Source organism: Streptomyces roseolilacinus (genome assembly GCF_014649335.1).
Taxonomy (GTDB): domain Bacteria; phylum Actinomycetota; class Actinomycetes; order Streptomycetales; family Streptomycetaceae; genus Streptomyces; species Streptomyces roseolilacinus.
Map to the genome: position 1 here is coordinate 97,761 of NZ_BMSV01000012.1, position 19,202 is coordinate 116,962.

The 19,202-nt window shown below is 76.5% G+C and carries 14 protein-coding genes; 1 reads left to right on the forward strand and 13 read right to left on the reverse strand.

Features of this window, described 5'->3' with window-relative positions; translation table 11 throughout:
- Nucleotides 1-10: 10 nt before the first annotated feature.
- The 3 genes from IE106_RS25610 to IE106_RS25620 form a co-directional block, all read right to left on the reverse strand.
- Nucleotides 11-754, reverse strand: a complete 744-nt coding sequence (locus tag IE106_RS25610) for a lysophospholipid acyltransferase family protein (RefSeq protein ID WP_189537582.1) — start codon at nucleotides 752-754, stop codon at nucleotides 11-13.
- Nucleotides 755-1,116: 362 nt separating this feature from the next.
- Nucleotides 1,117-1,467: an SH3 domain-containing protein gene (locus tag IE106_RS25615; protein WP_189537583.1), complete on the reverse strand. Its 351-nt coding sequence runs from the start codon at nucleotides 1,465-1,467 to the stop codon at nucleotides 1,117-1,119.
- Between the two features lie 137 nt (nucleotides 1,468-1,604).
- Entirely contained in the window at nucleotides 1,605-5,501 is a 3,897-nt protein-coding gene (locus IE106_RS25620; protein ID WP_189537584.1) for an nSTAND1 domain-containing NTPase, read from the reverse strand.
- 219 nt (nucleotides 5,502-5,720) lie between these two features.
- Here IE106_RS25620 and IE106_RS25625 point away from each other — a divergent pair, with 219 nt between their 5' ends.
- Complete coding sequence (locus IE106_RS25625; RefSeq protein WP_189537585.1) at nucleotides 5,721-6,563, forward strand: YhjD/YihY/BrkB family envelope integrity protein; 843 nt, start codon at nucleotides 5,721-5,723, stop codon at nucleotides 6,561-6,563.
- An 87-nt stretch (nucleotides 6,564-6,650) separates the two neighbouring features.
- Here the strand turns inward: IE106_RS25625 and IE106_RS25630 are convergent, their stop codons facing one another.
- The 10 genes from IE106_RS25630 to IE106_RS25675 all read right to left on the reverse strand — a co-directional run bounded on the left by IE106_RS25630 (nucleotide 6,651) and on the right by IE106_RS25675 (nucleotide 19,199).
- Complete coding sequence (locus tag IE106_RS25630; RefSeq protein ID WP_189537586.1) at nucleotides 6,651-9,302, reverse strand: SpoIIE family protein phosphatase; 2,652 nt, start codon at nucleotides 9,300-9,302, stop codon at nucleotides 6,651-6,653.
- 312 nt (nucleotides 9,303-9,614) lie between these two features.
- A complete protein-coding gene (locus IE106_RS25635; RefSeq protein WP_189537587.1) occupies nucleotides 9,615-10,835 on the reverse strand; it encodes a lanthionine synthetase LanC family protein in 1,221 nt (406 codons plus the stop codon).
- Nucleotides 10,836-10,917: 82 nt separating this feature from the next.
- Nucleotides 10,918-11,079, reverse strand: coding sequence for a hypothetical protein (locus IE106_RS25640; RefSeq protein ID WP_189537588.1), 162 nt, complete (start codon nucleotides 11,077-11,079; stop codon nucleotides 10,918-10,920).
- Nucleotides 11,080-11,115: 36 nt separating this feature from the next.
- A complete protein-coding gene (locus tag IE106_RS25645) occupies nucleotides 11,116-13,680 on the reverse strand; it encodes a lantibiotic dehydratase (RefSeq protein WP_189537589.1) in 2,565 nt (854 codons plus the stop codon).
- A 1-nt stretch (nucleotide 13,681) separates the two neighbouring features.
- Entirely contained in the window at nucleotides 13,682-14,638 is a 957-nt protein-coding gene (locus IE106_RS25650; protein ID WP_189537590.1) for a thiopeptide-type bacteriocin biosynthesis protein, read from the reverse strand.
- A gap of 274 nt (nucleotides 14,639-14,912) precedes the next feature.
- Nucleotides 14,913-15,743, reverse strand: coding sequence for a pectate lyase (locus tag IE106_RS25655; RefSeq protein ID WP_189537591.1), 831 nt, complete (start codon nucleotides 15,741-15,743; stop codon nucleotides 14,913-14,915).
- A 90-nt stretch (nucleotides 15,744-15,833) separates the two neighbouring features.
- Complete coding sequence (locus IE106_RS25660; RefSeq protein WP_189537592.1) at nucleotides 15,834-15,992, reverse strand: hypothetical protein; 159 nt, start codon at nucleotides 15,990-15,992, stop codon at nucleotides 15,834-15,836.
- A 76-nt stretch (nucleotides 15,993-16,068) separates the two neighbouring features.
- On the reverse strand, nucleotides 16,069-17,019 hold the full coding sequence (locus tag IE106_RS25665) for a cytochrome c oxidase assembly protein (RefSeq protein ID WP_189537593.1): 951 nt from the start codon (nucleotides 17,017-17,019) through the stop codon (nucleotides 16,069-16,071).
- A 125-nt stretch (nucleotides 17,020-17,144) separates the two neighbouring features.
- Nucleotides 17,145-18,170: a 6-phosphofructokinase gene (locus tag IE106_RS25670; RefSeq protein ID WP_189537594.1), complete on the reverse strand. Its 1,026-nt coding sequence runs from the start codon at nucleotides 18,168-18,170 to the stop codon at nucleotides 17,145-17,147.
- A gap of 300 nt (nucleotides 18,171-18,470) precedes the next feature.
- The gene (locus IE106_RS25675; RefSeq protein WP_189537595.1) at nucleotides 18,471-19,199 is read right to left on the reverse strand and encodes a type 1 glutamine amidotransferase; all 729 of its coding nucleotides are present in this window, start codon (nucleotides 19,197-19,199) and stop codon (nucleotides 18,471-18,473) included.
- Nucleotides 19,200-19,202 lie beyond the last annotated feature (3 nt).

Genomic DNA, 19,202 nt, shown 5'->3' on the forward strand with positions numbered 1-19,202 from the left:
GCGGCGCCGTTCAGTCGCGGCGCCGCCGGGGCAGGGCGCGCCGCAGCCCGCGCGGACCGGGTGCCGGGGGCTGCCGCTCCGGGGCCGCCGCCTTCACGCTGGCCGCGTAGTCGTCCACGTACTCCTGTCCGGACAGGGCGAGGATGCGGTACATGATCTCGTCCGTCACGGCGCGGACGACGGCCTTCTCGTTCTCCATCCCGGCGAAGCGGGAGAAGTCCAGCGGCTCGCCGAACCGGATCGTGACCCGCCTGATCCTCGGCACGACCTTCCCGGGCGGCTGGATCTCGAACGTGCCGACCATCGCGCACGGCACCACCGGCACGCCGGCCTTCAGCGCCATCACCGCGACCCCCACCTTGCCCTTGTACAGCCGCCCGTCGTGCGAGCGCGTGCCCTCCGGGTAGATGCCGAGCAACTCGCCCCGCGACAACACCTGCAGGCCCTCGCGGATGGCCGCCTGCCCGGCCTCCTTGCCGGAGCGGTCCACCGGGATCTGCCCCGCGCTGCGGAAGAACGCGGCGGTCAGCCGCCCCTTGAGGCCCGGCCCCGTGAAGTACTCCTGCTTGGCCAGGAACGTGATGCGCCGCTTCAGCACCGACGGCATCAGGAAGTGGTCGGAGAACGACAGGTGGTTGCCCGCCACGATGGCCGCGCCCGTCTCCGGGACGTGCTCCAGTCCCTCGGTCCTCGGCCGGAACAGCAGCCGCAGCAGCGGCCCGAGGAGCACGTACTTGAGCAGGTAATAGAACACGGGCTGGCTCCCTACGCTGCCGGATCGGCCTCTGAACTGCGTTCCGCCGGGTCGAGCGGCGCACGGAGGGGGACCGGGGCACATGCGGTCGTCGCCATCCTCGATCACCTCCGATCGTACGCATACCGTCCTGGTGCCGACTTCATGTGAAGAAGGATCAGGTCATTGTGGCGCACGCGTGGTGCCGGGCCCCCGTCCCAGGGAGCCGGAACGCACCCGAAAGGGCCGGGGCCCCGGCTCCCACCCCCTCGCCGGCCCGCTCCCGCGGCGGCGACGCGACGGGCCGCGGCCCCGGCGGCGCCACCGCACGCGACCGGGCCGCCGTCCGGGGAGGACGGCGGCCCGGGGCGTGGGACGGGGCGTCAGCAGTGGCCGACGCTCGTCTGGTTGGCGACGAGCGAGGAGTGGACGTAGCCCTGGCCCTTGTAGCTGTTCACCTTGAACCAGCGGTTGGAGGCGTAGTCGGAGTTCGGCGGGTAGACCCACTGGCTGTCCACCCAGCACACCATGGACACGCCGGTGCCGTTGGACAGGTAGCCGAGCGAGGTGCAGCCGGTGTTCGCGCAGGTGCGGAGGTTGGCGCCGCCGCTGTCGGAGGAGATGTGGCTGCCGGCCGCCTCGGCCGTCCCGGCGCCCGCGAAGAGGCCCGTGAGGGCCGCGGCCGCCGCGGCGGCCAGACCGGCCCGGGCCCGGAGGGTGGTGGATACGCGCATGACGTTCTCCTTGTCTGGAGGGTGCGCCCTGGTGGCGCTCCACCAGGAAGCCGGCCGCCGCCCCCCGCCGGGAAGCGTGAAACCGCAGGTCGGACAGGCCCGGACGGACGGCCGTACAACTCCGTACAGGCTCCGCCTCACCGGCAGGGCGGGGCGTAGGCCAGGCCGGGCACCAGCCTCGACCACTCGGCGGGGGTGATCGCGGAGCCGACGCGGGAGCAGATCCCCTCCTCGGCGGAGGACTCCCGCGTGTCCCACAGCACCACCTCCGCGCCCGAGCCGCCGGCGGCGAGCGTGCGGCCGTCCGGGCTGTGCGCGAGGGCGTAGGTCTTGCCGCCGAGCGCGGTCAGGACGGCGTGGAGGCGCGGGCGCCGGACGTCCGCGGTGTCCCACTGCCACACCGTGCCGTCCGTGCTGGCCGCCGCGAGCCGCCGGCCGTCGGGCGCGAACGACAGCGCGTAGACGTAGCTGCCCGGCCCGGTCAGCGCCGGTCCCGCAGGGGCCGGGGCGCTGCCGCCGACGTCCCACAGCCACACGTCGCGGTCCGCCGTCCCGGCGGCCAGGGTGCGGCTGTCCGGGCTGAACACGACGGACATGACGTAGCTCCCGGGGCCGCGCAGGGTCGCTCGCAGCACCGGCCGGCGCCCGTCGACGCGCCAGACGTGCACCACCTTGTCCACCGTCCCCGCGGCCAGCCACCGGCCGTCGCGGCTGAAGGCGACGGAGGCGACGTAGTTGGTCGGCTCGGTGAGTTCGGCCCACAGGACGGGGCGGGCGGGGCGGGACGTGTCGAAGATCCGTACCGTGCGCCCCTCGCTGCCGACCGCGAGCCGCCCACCCGTGCGGTCGAAGGCGACGGACTGGACGGTCCCGGTGCCGCCGTCCAGGGCCGCGCCCCCGTACGGGGAGGGGCGGGCGGGCCGGGCGAGGTTCCACAGCCTCACCCGGCCCTCGCGCTCCCCCACGGCGACGGTCCGCCCGTCGGGGGTGAAGGCGACCGCGCCGGAGTAGCCGGTGGTGTTGGGCAGGGCGGGGCCGACCGGGCGGGGCGCCCGCGGGTCGGAGACGTCCCACAGGTGGGCGTCGCGGCCGGCGGTCACCAGGAGCCGGGAGTCGGGGCTGAAGGCGACGGCGTTGGCCGTTCCCTGGAAGCCGCGCAGCTTCCGCGGCGGCAGCTGCCACAGCCGTACGGTCCCGTCGGCCGCCCCGGTGACCAGGCCCCGGCCACCGGGCAGGAAGGCGAGGGTGGTGACCGGGGTGGGGTGGGGCAGGACGGCGGCGGGCAGCCGGGAGCGGCCGTCGTGGACGCGGACCTGGTTGTCCGCGCTGCCGGTGGCCAGCCACCGTCCGTCCGGGCTGTACCCGACGGCGTTCACGTAGCTGGCCGGCCCTTCCGGCACGGCGGGGGCACCGCCCAGCACGACCGGCCGGCCCGGCGCCCGCCGGCGGGCGGGGACCGGCCACACCCGGGTGGAGCGGTCGAGGCTGCCGGCGGCCAGCGAGCGGCCGTCGGGGGTGAAGGCGACGCTCAGCACCGTGCCCGTCGCGCCGGTCAGCGGGTGGGCGTACGGCAGGGGCGCGCCGGGGCCCGAGGTGTCCCACAGCCGTACGGCGCCGTCGGCGCCGCCCGCGGCGAGGACCCCGCCGTCCCGGCGGAAGGCGACGGTGTGCACCGGGGCCGGGCCGGCGAGGCGCACCGTCGGCGGCCCGGACCCGGCGGGGCCGCCGGGCCGGCCGAGGGACCACAGGTGGACGCCGCCGTCGGCGGAACCGGCGGCGACGCGGCGCCCGTCGGGGCTGAAGGCCAGCCCGTACACGGCGGACCGCGGCCCGCGCAGGACGAGGGGGGACGCCCTCCCCGCGCGGGCGGCCGGGCCCGGCTCCCACACCCGCACCGTGCCGTCCCCCGAACCGGCGGCGAGACGGCGTCCGTCGGGGCTGAAGGCGAGCGTGTACACGGTGTCCGCGAAGCGGGGCGCGCCGGAGGCGAGGGCCCGCGGCCTGCCGGGGTCCCGTACGTCCCACAGGGCGACCCGCCGGTCCAGCCCCCCGGCGGCCAGGAGGCGCCCGTCGGGGCTGAGGGCCACGGACTGGACGACGCCGCGGAAGGCCAGGAGGCGGGCCGAGGGGGTCTGCGCCGAGGCGTCCGTCAGCGCGGCCCGCGCCTCGGCGGTCGGGGCCGTCCGGTACGCCACCACGCCCAGCTGGGCGGCGAGCGCGGGGTCGGTGCCGCGCAACCGCTCGGCGTTCGCGGCGACCAGCCGGGACAGCGCGACGGCCTGCTGGTCCTCCGCGTCCCGGCGCTGCTGCACGGCCACCCCGCTCAGCAGGGCCGACAGCACCACCAGCGCCGACAGCGCCGCGAGGAGCCGGCGCCGGTGGCGGGTGCGGCGCCGCTCCTTCTCCCGCCGCCCCTCCTCGGCCCGTCCGCTCTCGGTGAGGAAGTCGGCCTCACGGGGGGTCAGCTCGGGTGCCCGCCCGCTGCGCTCGGCCCAGGCCAGGGCGATGGCGAGCTGCGTGCCGCGGTAGAGCAGGGACGGTTCGCGGCCCAGGGAGTGCCACCGTCCGGCGTCCCTGGTCAGCTCCTGCCACACCAGGTGGCCGGCGCGGTCGGCGTCGATCCAGCGCCGCAGGCGGGGCCAGGCCGTCAGCAGGGCCTCGTGGGTGATCTGTGCGCCGTCGTCGTCGACGGTGACCAGCCGCCGGTCGACGAACCGCTCCAGCACGTCGTACGCCCGCGCCGCCCGGGAGCCGGCGGCGACGCCCTCGTGCGGGCGGGGCAGCGGGAGCAGGCGCCGGGTGTCCGCGGTGTCCTCACCGACGCTCACCATCCGCAGGAACAGGGTGCGGGCCATCGACTTCCGGGCGTCGGTGAGCCCGGCGAAGGCCTCCTCGGCGCTGTCCGAGATCGCGGCCGACAGCCCTCCGCCCGCGCGGTAGTCGGCCACGGTCAGCGCCGTGCCCTGGCCGCGCTCCCAGGTGGTGAGCAGGGCGTGCGACAGCAGGGGCAGGGCCCCCGCCTCGTGCGCCGCGGTGCCGTCGCCGGAGGCGCGCAGATCGGCCAGCAGGACCTCGACGAAACCGTCGTCGACGGCGAGCCCGGCCCGGGCGGCGGGCCCGGTGACGACCGCGCGCAGCTCCTCCTCGGACAGCGGCCCGACGACGGTCTGGTCGCTCTGGAGGGCCTCGGCGAGCAGCGGGTGGGCCAGGGCGCGGGCGTAGAAGTCGGCCCGCAGGCAGCCGACGACGCGGACCCGCGGCGCGGCCAGGGCGCCCAGGGCGGTGAGGAACCGCTCGCGTTCGCCCGGGTCGTCGCAGACGGCGAACACCTCCTCGAACTGGTCGACGGCGACGACCACGCGCGCGTCGTTCGCCTCCGCCCAGGCGTGCAGCCGCGCGGCGGGCGCGAGCGGGTCGTGGACGTCCTGCGGCGGGGCGGGGGCGCCGGTGGCGGCGGAGACGGCGGCGGCCAGCGCCGCGGGCGGGGCGCTCCCGGGGGAGAGGACCACGGGGGTGAAGGCGTGGGCCGTGCGCAGCGCGGGGAGGACGCCGGCCCGCAGGAGGGACGACTTGCCCGAGCCGGACGCCCCGACGAGCAGGTGCGGGCCGGTCGCCGGCCCCCCGGCGAGCCGGTCCACGACCAGGTCGCGCAGCCGGTCCCGGCCGAAGAACCACGCGGCGTGCGCCTCCTCGAAACGGGCGAGGCCCCGGTAGGGGACGGCGCCGCGCGCCGCGCGGGGTGAGCGGGCGCGCCGCACCCGGCGCAGCCGCTCGTGCCAGTCGTCGACGTCCTGCGGGTCCTCCACCCCGCAGACCCGCAGGACGGCCGTGAACAGCGGCAGCGAACCGATGGAGGGCAGGCTCTGCCCGGCGAACCAGCCGCCGACGGTCGTGTGCGCTCCCGGGATCTCCACGAGCGCGGCGACCTTGCGGACCGTCAGTCCGGCTTTCTCCCGCAGCCGTGTCAGCTCGGCGGCGAACTCCTCGCGCGGTGACGGGGGCGTGGGCGGCACCCCGGTCGAGGGATCTCTCATCCGGTCTCCAGAAGGACGTGTGGACGTGACGAGGGAGGGGGGTGACACCACCTTCCTCCCCGAAGACCGCGTCCGGTCCAGAACGCACCGTTCCGGAAAGGCCGGCGGGACCGGGACGTCCCGTCCGGCGTTGGGCCGACCCGGGCGGGGGAGGGGGCGATCGGGTGCCGGCCGGCGGGGCGGCGGCCCGGAGCGGTCCCGCCGGGGTATGCGAGGGGTATGTGGTGGTTCCACCGGATGCACGGCTCGTTCCGCGGCTCGGCCGCCGGGCGCGGGTGGCGGCGCGGCAAGGACCTGGAGCTGATGCACCGGGCGACGGGCTTCGCCGCGCTCGGGCTGCTGACCCTCGTCCCCCTGCTCATCGTGGTCGCGGCCGCCGACCCCGCCGACGGCCAGGGATTCGCCCAGTGGCTCGCGGAGGGCCTCGGGGTGTCCGAGGCGTCGCAGGACGAGGTGGAGCGCCTGTTCGCGCCGCCCAGCTCGGCCCTGGAATCCACCACCGGGTTCGGCCTCGCCGCGCTCGCCGGGTTCGGGCTCACCTTCGGCGGGGTCGTGCAGACCGGGTACGAGAAGGTCTGGGAGCTCCCCCCGGCCCGCTGGCACACCATGTGGCGCCACCTCGTCTGGCTCGCCGGCCTCATCGGGTACCTCCTGCTGTCGTCGTACGTCGCCGCCCGGCCCGTCGACGCGGGCGACCTGGCGTGGCGGGTCTCCGCGGCCGCGGCCAGCGCCTGGGTCTTCTTCTGGTGGTCGCAGCGGCTGCTGCTCGGTGGGCGGGTGCCGTGGGGCGCCCTCCTGCCGGGCGCGGTGTCCACGGTGATCGGCCTGGCCGGGCTGTGGGTCTTCTCGCACCTGGTGTTCTCGCCGCTGATCGCGTCCAACGCGGTGGCGTACGGACCGGTCGGCACGGTCCTCGTCATCCAGTCCTGGCTGGTCGGCGTGGGGTTCGTCGTCTTCGGCGGCGCGCTCGTCGGGCGGGTGCTGTACGAGGAGCGGTGGCTGCTCGGCCGGGTCGCGCGGCAGACGGTACGGCGCCTCACACGGCGGTCCCCGGCACCGTGACCGCCCGCGCCGGCGGACCGGCCGGGAGCGCCCCGTCGGCCCTGGGGGAAGCGGGAGGACCGGGGTGCGCGGTGCCCGGGGGAGGGGTCAGGACGGTGCCGACGGACGCACCGCGAGGATCGCGATGTCGTCGTCGCTGTCGGCGCCCAGACCGATCATCAGCTCGTCGCAGAACACGTCGAGCGGCTCGCGTGCCAGCGCGGCGGCGCGCCGGCCCAGCCGCTCCATGGCGTCGTCCAGCGACTCGTCGCGGCGTTCGATGAGCCCGTCCGTGTACAGCAGCACCGTCGCGCCCGCCGGCACCGCGTCCGTCGCGCGCGGGCGGGGCAGGTCGGGGTCCAGGCCGAGCAGCACGCCCGAGCCGCCCTCCAGGAACCGGGTGCGGCCGTCCGCCGTCGTGAGCAGCGGCGGCAGGTGCCCGGCGGAGGAGTGCACCAGGTCCCAGGGCCCTTCCTCCGGCCCCTTGAGCAGGCCGTAGACGCAGGTCGCGGTGGCCTCCCGGTACAGGCTGTGGTTCGCCGCGTCGAGGCGGCGCAGGACCGTCTCGGGTGGCTCCTGGCGGTCGACGGCGATGCCGCGCAGCATGCTCCGCAGCTGGCTCATGGCGATCGCCGCGTCCAGGTTGTGCCCCGTCACGTCGCCGATGACCAGCGCGGTGTCCCCGCTGGGCAGGAGGAAGCCGTCGTACCAGTCGCCGCCGACCTGCGCGGTGGTCGACGAGGCGGCGTAACGCGCCGTCAGCTGAAGGTGCCGCACCTCCGGCAGTACGGGCAGCAGCGAGCGCTGCAGGCGTTCGGCGATGTTCCGGGTCTCCTGGTACAGGCGCGCGTTGTCCACGCCCAGGGCGAGTGCGCGGACCAGGTCGTCGACGAGCGGCAGGTCCTCCTCCGTGAACGGGTGCCCCGGATCCGTACGGGCCACGGTGAGCGCGCCGATGATCCCCTGCCGGGCCCGCAGCGGGGCGACGACGGCGCTGTGCGCCCGGAGCCCGCCGAGCAGCTCCCGGTAGTGGGCGTCCAGCGGGCTCGGGGGCCGGCCGGGCCGCGAGGGGGCGGTGAGCAGCAGCGGGCCCGCGCCGCTCAGCGCCCGGGCCAACGGCCCCCGCGACGTGTCGGACAGCGGCGGCAGCGTGCCCTCGAACTCCTCCAGGCGCAGCCCCCCGGGCTCGCGGTGGACCACGCAGGCCCGTTCCACCCGGGCGTCCTCGGTGAACAGGTCCACCGCGCACCAGTCGGCCAACCGCTCGGTCAGGACCCCGCCGACCCGCAGCAGGCCCTCGTCCAGGTTCGCGGCGTTGCCCAGCGCGGTTCCGGTCCGCGCCAGCAGCGACAGCCGTTCCAGCGCCGGCAGGGCCGCTTCGGCGCGCGGCCCCGCGGCGCCTTCGGGGACGGCCGCGGGCGGCGGCGCCTGTTCCCGCGCCGACTGTTCCCGCGCCGCCTGTTCCTGTACCGCCGCCCGTCTGCCCGGGCGGTGCGGGGACGGGGCCGGCGCGGCGGCGCGGGGGGAGAGCTGGGCGACGAACACCGTACGGCCGTCCGCCGTCTGCCGGGTCTGGAGGAACAGGCGCACCGGCACCAGCCGTCCGTCGCGGTGCAGCGCGGGCAGCGGCACCGACCGGCCCAGGATGCGCGGCCGGCCGCTGAGCAGCAGCGAGGTGAAGGCCGCGAGGTGGCGCCTGCGCAGGTGCTCCGGGATGAGCGTGGTCAGCGGCCGGCCGACGAGGTCGTCGGCGTGCCAGCCCACGAGGTCCGCCGCCGGGCCGTTCACCGCGATGATCCGGTTCCGCTCGTCGGCGGCGATCGTCGGGACCCTGCCCGCCTGGACGTGGTCGGCGTCCCACGACACCATCTCCGCCGGGCCGGAGCCCGGTTCGCGCGGCACCACCGTCCACGCGGTGGGGTGCGCGCCGGCGAGCTGGCCGGTGATCTGGTCGAACAGCCAGGTGTGGAAGACCCGGCTGCGCGGCAGCGCCGGCAGGGTGAGCAGCCGCTCCTCCCGTGCCGCCTCCTCCGCCGCGTCGAGCACGCGGCTCAGCGTCTCCACCGCCGGCGCGGCGTCGGGCGGCAGGCCCAGCGGCAGGGAGCGCATCTCGCCCTCGGCGTGCCCGTCGCGCAGCGCGGCCGCCACGCACGCGCCGATCACGTCGCTGACGTCGTGCGCGGTCGCGAGGTCCGCCGGCGGCACCCCCAGGTCCTCGCCGCCGGCCGCGGCGAGCGCCAGCTCCCGCAGCAGGGCGTTGCGGTGGTGCTGCGCCCCCGAGTACAGCGCGCCCGGCACGTCGACGAGCGTCACCGTCGCCTCGGACGCGCGGGACGGCGCGGGCGCCTCCCACGCGGAGGGCGGCGGCGCCCCGTCGGGCCACAACTCGAACCACACCGTCTTGGTGTCCTCGCCCGTCTCGACGCCGTGCCGGGACGCCAGCCGGTCGACGAGCGCCAGCCCCCGCCCCGTGGCGGCGTGCGGGGAGCAGTCCCGCGGCACCGGCGCCCGTGACGGCCGGTGGTCCCCGACCCGTACGCGGACCCTGCCGCCGACGATCCCGGCCGACACCTCGATCCCGGTGCGCGCGTGCAGCACCGCGTTGGTGACCAGCTCGCCGGCCAGGAGTTCGGCGGTGTCCACCAGGTCCGGTGCGGCGCCGTCCAGGGCGGCCCGCACGAACCGCCGGGCCCGCGCGGCGCTCTCCGGTTCCGGGGGGAACCGCCGTGCCGGTGCCGCCGGGGCACTGAGGTCGCCCATGGCCTCAGTCTGCACCAGCGGCCCCACCCCCGCGGCCCGCCCGCCCCGCCCCCGCGGCAGACGGGTGAGCGCGGCGCCCCCGTGCGGAGCCGCGCGGCCCCTAGGGAGTGTCTTCGAAGTGGCGTCGTTCGCCCGTAGGGCGGGCCGGGCGGCGTCTGGTGCGTGCGATCGCAAGGCGGAGGAGGGAGCCACTGCGGAGCATGGGCGACCGACGACAACGCGGCTGGGGGTCCCCCCTGCTCGAGCGCAGCCGAGAGCTCGGGGGAGGGCGTGCCAGGCGTCGGCAGGCAGACGGGACTTTGAAGACACGACCTAGCGCAGCCCCAGGCAGGGCAGCCACGCCCGGGACGCGCCGTGCGCGACGGTGAGCAGGGCGGCCAGTGCCCCCGGCGCGCCCGTCAGCAGTTCCGCCGACCAGCCGGACGGCGGGACCAGGGCCCCGGGCAGCCGCTCCCGCAGCAGCGCGGTGAGCCGCTCCCGCAGCCCGGCCGCACCCGCGTGCCCGGCGTACCGGGCGAACGCGTCGGCCACCACCAGCACGCCCGCCGCGCCGTGGCACAGCCCCAGCACGTCGGCGGGGCCGTCGCCGCACAGGTGGAACCCCTCGTCGTACCGGTCGGCCAGCCGCGTGAACACGGCCGCCGCCCGGTCCGCCGCACCGGTGTCGCCCAGCGCGTCCGCCGCGTCCCACAGCGCCCACGCCACACCGGGCGCGCCGTAGCACCACGCCTGCCGGGGCACCGCGTCGCGCGGCGGCGTCCGCCCGTCCAGCCCGGCGCCCGGCCAGGTGAGCAGCCCCCGGTCGTCCTCGTACGCCTGCGCCTCAAGCCACCGCGCGGCCCGGCGCAGCGCGTCCCCGGCCGCCGGGCCGGTGTGCCGCACGGCGGCGGTGAGCGCGGCGGTCACCCCGGCCACCCCGTGGCCCATGCCGGTGTTGACGCGGCCCTGGAGCCACGCCAGGTGCGGATGCCCCGCGTACCCGTCGGTGCGCAGCCGCCACAGGTCGTCGCTGTCGCACAGGGCGGCGAGCCGGTCCCGGTAGGGCAGGAGGTGACCCGGCTCCGGGCGGGCGCCGGCGCAGTGCGCGAGGAGGACCCCGGCGGGGCCGAGGATCAGGTCGTAGTCGGCCAGCCGCACCCCTCGGCGGCGGCCGTCGCGGGTGGTCGCGGCGGCGACCAGGCGGTCGCGGAGCCGGTCGGCGACGTGGTGGAGGCGGGGGTGGAGGGCGGCGCCGAGGCGCAGGCCGGCGAGCGTGCCGGCCAGCCCGCCGTCGTACAGGCCGTGGTGGCCGGGGCCCCGGCCGGCGTTCCGCGCCCAGACGGCGACGGCGTGCGCGGCCGCGCGCCGCGCCTCCGGCGTGCCGCCGCCGACGCTCGCCAGGGTGTGGGCGAGGACGGGGACGCCGGGGTCGGAGGGGAGCCGCGCGGCGCCGGGGCCGTCCGGCGCGGCGGCCCAGGCGGTCAGGTGGCCGGCGGCGAGGTCGACCAGGCCGAGCGGATCGTGCGGGGGGAGGGGGTCGGGCCGGTGCTGCACGGTGCTCCTCGGGTCACGGTGTCCTGGGGTGCGGCGGAGCCGCCCGGCGGACCGGGCGGCTCCTGTCGTACGGACGCCGTGGTCAGCAGATGATGACCGTGGCGCAGATGATGATCGTGCAGAGCACGCTGTTGTTGCAGTCCATCGACGCGGCCTGCGCCTCGGGCAGCTCCGTCTCGGTGATGCGCTCGTCGAGGTCGTCGATCAGGCTGTCCAGGTCGGTCAGTTCCAGGGTCTCGGGCACGGTTCCCGCCTTTCGTGGGTTTCTTCCTCTGTCTCCTCATGAGGTGTTGACCGCCCCAGCGGTCCGCCGCCCCTGCGGGACGGCCGGACCGGGGACGCCTGGGGGTGCCTCGTCGGGCAGCAGCGCGGCCGCGGCCTGCGCGGCGAGCTGCTCCGGACGGGCACGGTGGGGGAGGCGCAGCAGGAGCTGGGCGGCGACCGGCGCCCCGCCGTGCAGCGGGTCGCGCAGGACCAGGCCGTCCGGGCCGGGCAGCATCTCGTCGGCGAACAACTCGTCTCCCGCCTGCCGGGCGCAGAGCCGCTCGACCAGCGGGACGGCGGTCACGGAGTCCAGGTCGGCCGGGACGGGCTTCGCCCCGGCCGCGGTCCGCAGGAAGACGTGGCGGGGGAGGCCCGCGGAGCGCCGCAGCAGCGCCAGCGCGCGCACCTTCGCCAGGGCGGTGTCGCGCTGGTCCCACAACCGGGCGCGCTCCAGCCGCCAGGTCGCCGGGGCCACCACGAGCGCACCGCCCGCCACCGTCAGCCGCGGCAGCCGGCCGTACCCGGGCAGCGCCGCCTCCAGACCGTCCAGCCGCACCATCCGCCGGGTGACCGGGAGGCCCGCCATGAGCAGCAGCTGCATCAGCAGGTCGTACGGCGGCGCGGGGCTGCGCGTGGCGTGGTGGACCGGCACGATCCGCCGCCCGTCCGCCTCGGCGACCAGCTGCCCGTCCCGCAGCCGCACCGTGATCCGGTCCAGCGGCAGGTACCGAGCCCCCTCGCCGGCCGGGCCGTAGTACGGGGTCGGGTCCGGATCGCCCGTCCACCAGGACGTGACGACCGGGCGCCGCACGGCGTTGGCGGCCCGCTCCGCGAGCGGCGGCACCAGCAGCTCGACGAACCGCACCCCGGTGCGCCGCTCCAGGTCCGCCAGGAACGCCCGGTACGCGTCGGCGGCTCCGTACCCGCCGTCCAGCGCCCGCATCCCGTCGGCGAACCGGGCGTCCAGCACCCCCGCCGGGGACGCCGTCTCCAGGACGGCGACCGGGCTCGCCGGGCCGCCGGCCAGGGGCCGCAGCAGGCAGTCGAACGGCCAGGGCGGCAGGGCCTCGTCGGCGCTCGGCGCGCCGAGCGCGTCCAGCAGCGCGTCGTCCAGGTCGACCTGCTCCTCGCCGGCACGGGCCGCCAGGTGGTCGAGCAGCGCGGCGTACCCGCAGCCCCCGTCCGGCGCGCCGGCCGCGGGCCAGCCCGCGTATCCGCCGCGTACGGCGGGGGCGGCGTCCCCGGCGGGGGCGAGCCGTTCGGCGAGGACCTCGCCGACGGGCCGTGGCTCCGTCCCGATCGGCCAGGCGACGGGGGTCTGCCGCTCCCGCCCCGCCTCGCGCAGCGCGGCGACCCGCGCGGCGACCCGCACCCCGTCCCGCACCCGGTCGGCGGCGCGCACGCCCACGGCCGCGTCCGTCCGCCGGTACACGTCCACGAACCACGACCCGGCGCCCGCCGACGCCGTCGGGAGCGGCAGCGCCCCGCCCGGCGGCGACCACGCCCCGTACCGCTGCCGGGGCGCCGCGCACACCTGGAGCACCCCCGTCCCGGCCAGGTGCCCGAGGAACCCGCGCAGCACCGCCGGGTCCGCGGGCCGGGCGCCCGGCGCCGCGGCGAGCAGCGCCTTCTCCACGTCCCCGAGCGCCACCGGCCCGTCCGCGAGCAGCGCCAGGACGCGGCCCAGCGCCCCGGTGCGCCGCAGGACGACGTGGCGCAGCCGCCCCGGCGCGTGCGGCTCCACCACCCAGCAGCGCAGCACCGCCGAACCGTCGGCCGGATCGCCCTGCGTGAAGTGCAGCGGCGCGGGGGCGAGCAGCGTCGACGGCGGGGCGTCCGGCAGGCCGGCGGGCCCGCTCCCGGCCCGTACGAGGTGGACGTTCTCCGCCTCCCCGAGCGCCACCGCGCCGAGCACGGCCTTCCCCGCGACCAGCGTCCACGCGCCCCCGGCCTCGCCGACCGGGGCCACGGCGACGTGGCCCGCCCAGCCCCGGGGCGTGGTCTTCGCGGCCATCCGGCCCAGCACCCGCCACAGGTACGCGGCGCGCTTGCGCAGCTGCCTCCCCTCCCAGGAGCCGCCTTCGGCCAGCCGGCGCTCGATGTCCGCGACGACGCCGGGCGCCGTCCCCTCCAGGAACGTCCGCAGCACCGGGTCGCCGCGGGCCGTCTCCCAGGCGCGGGCCGCCACCCGGGTCCGCTCGGCCGCGACCGCCTCCTCCAGCCGCCGCTCCTCCTCCCGCGCCCGCCGCGCGTCCGTGAGCAGCGCCCGGGCCTCCGCGGCGACGGCCGGCACGGCCTCCAGCAGCCGGCAGTCCGCCGGGCCGGGCGCCTCCCCGGCGTGCAGGCGCCGCCGCAGCGCCAGTACGGCGCCGCGCCCGGCGGCGGAGAGCCGGGCGTCCGGCACCACCTCGGCGCCCACCCGCTCGGCCAGCGCCCGCGCCCGGGCGGCCTGCCGCTCGACGGCGTCGGCGTGCCGGACCACCCGGCCGAACAGCGCGGGGTCGCCCGCCGCCGCCCACGCGGCGCACGGCATGCCGGCGACGCGCAGCAGCGCGAGGGCACCGATCGTGTCGGCGGTCATGTCACGCCCTCCCGTCGTCGGCGAGCGCCTCGGTGAGCAGCCCCTGCCGGGCCGCCGAGAAACGCCCCCGGTTCCAGTGGAAGACCACCCAGTGCGCGGCGGCCCTGCGCGGCCCGATCCGCGCCTCACCGGACTCGAAGTAGCCGGTCCGCCACCGCTCGGCCGCCGCGCGCAGCGCGTCCCGGTGCGCGGCCACCCGGGCCCGCCACGCCGCCGGCAACTCCTCCAGGCGGCCCTGGTCCGACCGCTCCCAGTACGCCCTGACCCCGGCCGCGACGCGCTCCCGGTCCGTTCCGCGCAGCCCGCCCGCCAGCCGGCGGCCGGTCTCCTCCCGTACCGCCTGCCACACCCCGCGGTGCTCCCAGCCGACGACGCCCAGCCCGTCCAGGACCGCGCGCAGCAGCGTCAGCGACACCCGCCAGTCCGCCGGCGGGCGCGTCCCCGTGTGGTGGTCCAGCCACGCCAGCGAGTCCGCGGTGTGCAGCCGGTGCACGCACTCCATCGACCGGGCGCCGCCGAAGAGGTACGTCTCCGGCTCGTAGACGGCCGGCACCGGCGGCGCCCAGCCGCCCCGCTCCCGGTCGAGCAGCCCTACGAGCTCCTCGCGCAGCGCGGCGGCCCCGGCCGGCCCGGGCGCGTGGAAGCGGACGCGCAGCCCCGGCGGCTTGTGGAGGAAGAAGAAGTCGTCGGCCGCCCCCGACCCGGTCAGCTCCCGGGCGGTGTCGGCGAGCCGCCGGTACAGGGCGGGCCAGGCGCGCGCCCCGTCGGGGGCGACGTTGACCTGCGTCCAGCCGCTGTCCGGCCGCCGCTCGTCGCGCAGGGCGCGCAGCCCGGCGGCGAGGAAGGTGCGGCGGGCCGCCGCGTACGCGTCGCCCTCGGGCAGCAGCGGCAGGGCGCCGGGGGGATCGGTGCGCGCGTCGTGAAGGCAGTCCGCGAGCAGACGCTCGACCTGCAGCATGCGGCCTCCTCGTGGGACGGTCCGGCGGACGGTTCCGTCGGTTTCGGACGGCCCGTCAACTTTGTGTCCACGACAAGCTCCGTCGAAAGCATGAAGAGGGTTAGTCATACGATCGACTGGGGTGCGCTGGCGTATCGACGTCGTGCCTACGTACGCCTCCGCGCTCCGCGCCCCCCGACACACGACCGGGGCCACGGCGTGATCGCCGTGGCCCCGGGAGCCGTTCCGCGCCTTCCCCGTCCGGTGCCCTCGGGCCGCCGGACGGGGCGCCGGATCACTTGTGGGTGATGTCCGACGCGGCGTAGCGGCAGTGGGTGCCGTCGGGGCCGCTGCCCAGCGTGCGCGGCTCCTTGCCCTTGTTGTTGCCCTCGTACCGGACGCACGGCTGGACCTTGCGCTTGCCGTCGCCGTGGATGCGGACGTTGCGCAGCGAGGCCGTGTCGCCGTAGTTGGCGTTGATGCCGACCAGCTGCTTGGCCGGGACGGTCACGTCGACGTCGTCGACGACGATCGTCCGCTTGTACTGCGTGGAGCAGTTGCCGCAGCTGCGCACCAGCTTGCCGAAGTCCGACAGCTGGAACTTGGTGATGACCAGCTTGCCCGCGCCGTTGAACTGGAAGACCTTGTCGGAGGCCTTCCGCGCGCCGCCGCCGTGCACGGTGTAGACCGCCGAGGCGGACTTGCCCTTGAAGGAGGCGGCGTCCTCGCCGACGTCCTCCCACCAGACGTTCTGCAGCGTGCAGCTGCCCAGGCAGTGGACGCCGTCGGCGGCCGGGGAGCCGATGACGACGTTCTTCAGGACCGCGCCGTCCTTCAGCGTGAACATCGGCGACTGGCCCTCGCCCTGGCCGCCGTCGCCCAGGGGGCCGCTGCCGTGGAAGCGCTGGAGCTTGCCGTCGTACGTGCCCGAGACCTCGATGGTCTTGGCGACCGGCTTGCCGCCCTTCGCCTCCGGCCACGCGGAGGCCGCGCCGGCCGGGGCGAGCATGCCGCTGCCGACCAGCGCGGCACCGGTGAGGCCGAGGGCGGCGAGCCCGCCGACGAGGGTGCGGCGACGGGTGAGGCGACGGCGGTGCCGCGCCCGCGGCTGTGTCTCTGAACTCATGTGAATCCTTGCATGGGGGCCACTTGCACCCGGTGGTCGCCGCCACCGCCGCGGAGGTTGCCGCCCGGAGGGAATTTTCTTCCGCCGGACTCAGCCGTCGCCCACGGCCGCCATCCCCAGCGTCACCAGGCCGAGCACGATCCAGGCGAACCACAGCCAGCCGTTGCTCCCCAACGCCACCGTGTACGCCGTCGTCAGGACCAGCGCACCGACGGTGATCGTCCCCATGGTCTTCGTGGATCCGGACATCGCGTACTCCTCCGGCCGCGGGCCTCGTCCTGCCATGGTCGCCCCGCACCGGGGGGCGGCGCCAGGGCGCCGTGCGCTACCGGCCGCGCGCCTGGAGCGAGGCGAGGTACGCGTTGTACGCCGCCAGCTCCTTGTCGCCGTCCCGGTCCGCGGCCCGGTCCGAACGCTTCGCCGCCCGCTGCTCGGAGTGGTACCACTGGTACAGCAGCGCGACCAGCACCACCACGGACGGGATCTCGCTGAACGCCCAGGCGATGCCGCCGGCCGCGTTCTGGTCGGCCAGCGCGTCGATGCCGAGGGACGCCGACGGGTTCGCGTACGTCCCGACCATCGGCTCCGACGCCATCATCAGCGCGATACCGAAGAACGCGTGGAACGGCATGCCCGCGAACAGCTCCAGCATCCGCATCACGTAGCCCGGCCGGTGCGGGCCCGGGTCGACGCCCATGATCGGCCAGAAGAAGACCACGCCGACCGCGAGGAAGTGGACCATCATCGCGATGTGGCCCGCCGTGGACTCCATGAGGAAGTCGAAGATCGGCGTGAAGTACAGCCCGTACAGGCTCGCGATGAAGATCGGGATCGTGAACGCCGGGTGCGTGATCACCCGCATGTACCGGCTGTGCAGCAGCATCAGCAGCAGCTCGCGCGGCCCTCTGCCGCCCCGCCCGGCGACGGGCAGCGCCCGCAGCGCCAGCGTCACCGGCGCGCCCAGCAGCAGCAGGATCGGCGACAGCATGCTGATCACCATGTGCTGCACCATGTGCACGCTGAACATGACCATGCCGTAGTCGTTCAGCCCGGTGCACATCACCAGCGCCACGGAGAGCACCCCGACCGTGAAGAACACCGTGCGGCCGACCGGCCAGGCGTCACCGCGCCGGCGCAGCCGCACGACGCCCCACCCGTACAGCGCCAGCGCGAGCAGGCACCCCACCAGGAAGAACGTGTCCGGCGAGTACGCCAGCCCCCGCCCCAGCGTGAACGGCGGCAGGTCCATCGTCATGCCGTGTCCGCTGTGATCCATCCCGCGGCTCCTGATTCATGCTGGGTTGTCCGCTTGCCGCACCAGACTAGAACCGCCCCCGGCCGCGTCGGCGACCGGGGGCGGGTTCGGTGCGCCCGTGCGGGCGCCCCTCGCGGAGTACCGGGTTACAGGACGGTCTCGGCCTCGGCGTACCGGTCGGCGGGGACGGTCTTGAGGGTCTGCACGGCCTCGGCGAGCGGCACCATGACGATCTCGGTGCCGCGCAGCGCGGTCAGCATGCCGAACTCGCCGCGGTGGGCGGCCTCCACCGCGTGCCAGCCGAACCGGGTCGCGAGGACGCGGTCGTACGCGGTCGGGGTGCCGCCGCGCTGGACGTGGCCGAGGATGACCGGGCGGGCCTCCTTGCCGAGCCGCTCCTCCAGCTCGGTGGACAGCTGCCGGGCGATGCCCGCGAACCGCTCGTGGCCGTAGATGTCCTTGCCGCCCTCGTCGAACTCCATGGAGCCCGCGCGGGGCTTGGCGCCCTCGGCGGCGACGACGATCGCGAACCGCTTGCCCGCCTCGAAGCGGGCACCGACGCGCGCGGCCAGCTCGTCGATGTCGAAGGGCCGCTCTGGCACGACGATCGCGTGCGCGCCGGCCGCCATGCCGGAGTGCAGCGCGATCCAGCCGGTGTGCCGGCCCATGACCTCGACGATGAGGACGCGCTGGTGCGACTCGGCCGTCGTCTTCAGCCGGTCCAGCGCCTCCGTGGCGACCCCGACGGCCGTGTCGAAACCGAAGGTCACGTCCGTCGACGCGATGTCGTTGTCGATCGTCTTGGGCACGCCGACTATCGGCAGGCCCGCCTCCGACAGCAGGTTCGCCGCCTTCAGGGTGCCCTCGCCGCCGATCGGGATGATCGCGTCGAGACCGAGTTCCGCGACGTGTCCGCGGGCCCGCTCCACCCCGTCCACCAGGTGCGCGGGCTGGACCCGCGAGGAGCCGAGGATCGTGCCGCCCTGGGCGAGGATGCCGCTCACCGAGTCGAGGTCGAGCTTGCGGTAGTCGCACTCCAGCAGGCCCTTCCACCCGTCGTGGAAGCCGATGACCTCGTCCCCGTGGTCGACGACGGCGCGGTGCACGACGGAACGGATGACGGCGTTCAGACCGGGGCAGTCGCCACCGGAGGTGAGCACACCAATGCGCATAGCCCGAAATACCTTTGCAACGTGGGCCGACTCCCGGACCACGTCGTCCGGTCTGGATCACCCGCCACCCTACCGGCGCGGGGTGGGACAGCCGAACCGGCCGTCCGACCCGTGGACGGACTTCGGAGGAACAGACGAAGCGGACCCGTCCCCCCGCCCCGCCCCGCCTCCGGGATGCCCTCGGCGGGTGCCGGGAGGGCGATCGCGCCCGGCGCCCCACGCCTGCGCGTGACCGCCCTCCCGGCCTCCGCGTGCCCCTCCGGCCCCCGGGCCGCGCGCGGAGCGGCCCGGGAACCGGGGTCAGGCCGGCTGGCTGGCCGACGCGATCCGCTCGGCGCGCAGCGCCTCGTACCACCGGTCGTCCGTCGGCGGCAGCGCGTTCACGTCGAGGGCCAGCTTCAGCAGCAGGTCCGCGATCTGCGGGTTGCGCGCCATGACGGGGCCGTGCATGTACGTGCCGAAGACGGTGTCGTTGTACGCGCCCTCCGTGCCGTCCCCGGTGCCGTTGCCCTTGCCGAAGACGGTCCGCGCGAACGGCCGGGCCGTCGGGCCCAGGTGCGTGACGCCCTGGTGGTTCTCGAAGCCCGTCAGCTGCGGCAGGCCCAGGCGCGGATCGATGTCGGCGAGGACGTCGCCGACGCACCGCTCGCCCTCGCCGCGCGTGGAGACCACGTCGATCAGGCCGAGGCCGGGCTCCCGCTCGCCGAGGTCGTTGATGAACTCGTGGCCGAGGATCTGGTAGCCGGCGCACACCGAGAAGATGATCGCGCCGTTCTCCGAGGCCCGGTTCAGGCCGCCGTCCCGCCGCAGCCGCTCGGCGGCCAGCCGCTGCGGCCGGTCCTCGCCGCCGCCGATGAGGTAGATGTCACCGGAGGTCGGGATCGGCTGGTCGCTGCGCACGTCCACGCGCTGCACGTCCAGGCCGCGCTGGCGGGCGCGGCGCTCGACGACGAGGACGTTGCCCTGGTCTCCGTAGGTGCTGAGCAGGTCGGGGTAGACCCACACCAGACGCAGGCTGCTGTCGCTCATGCT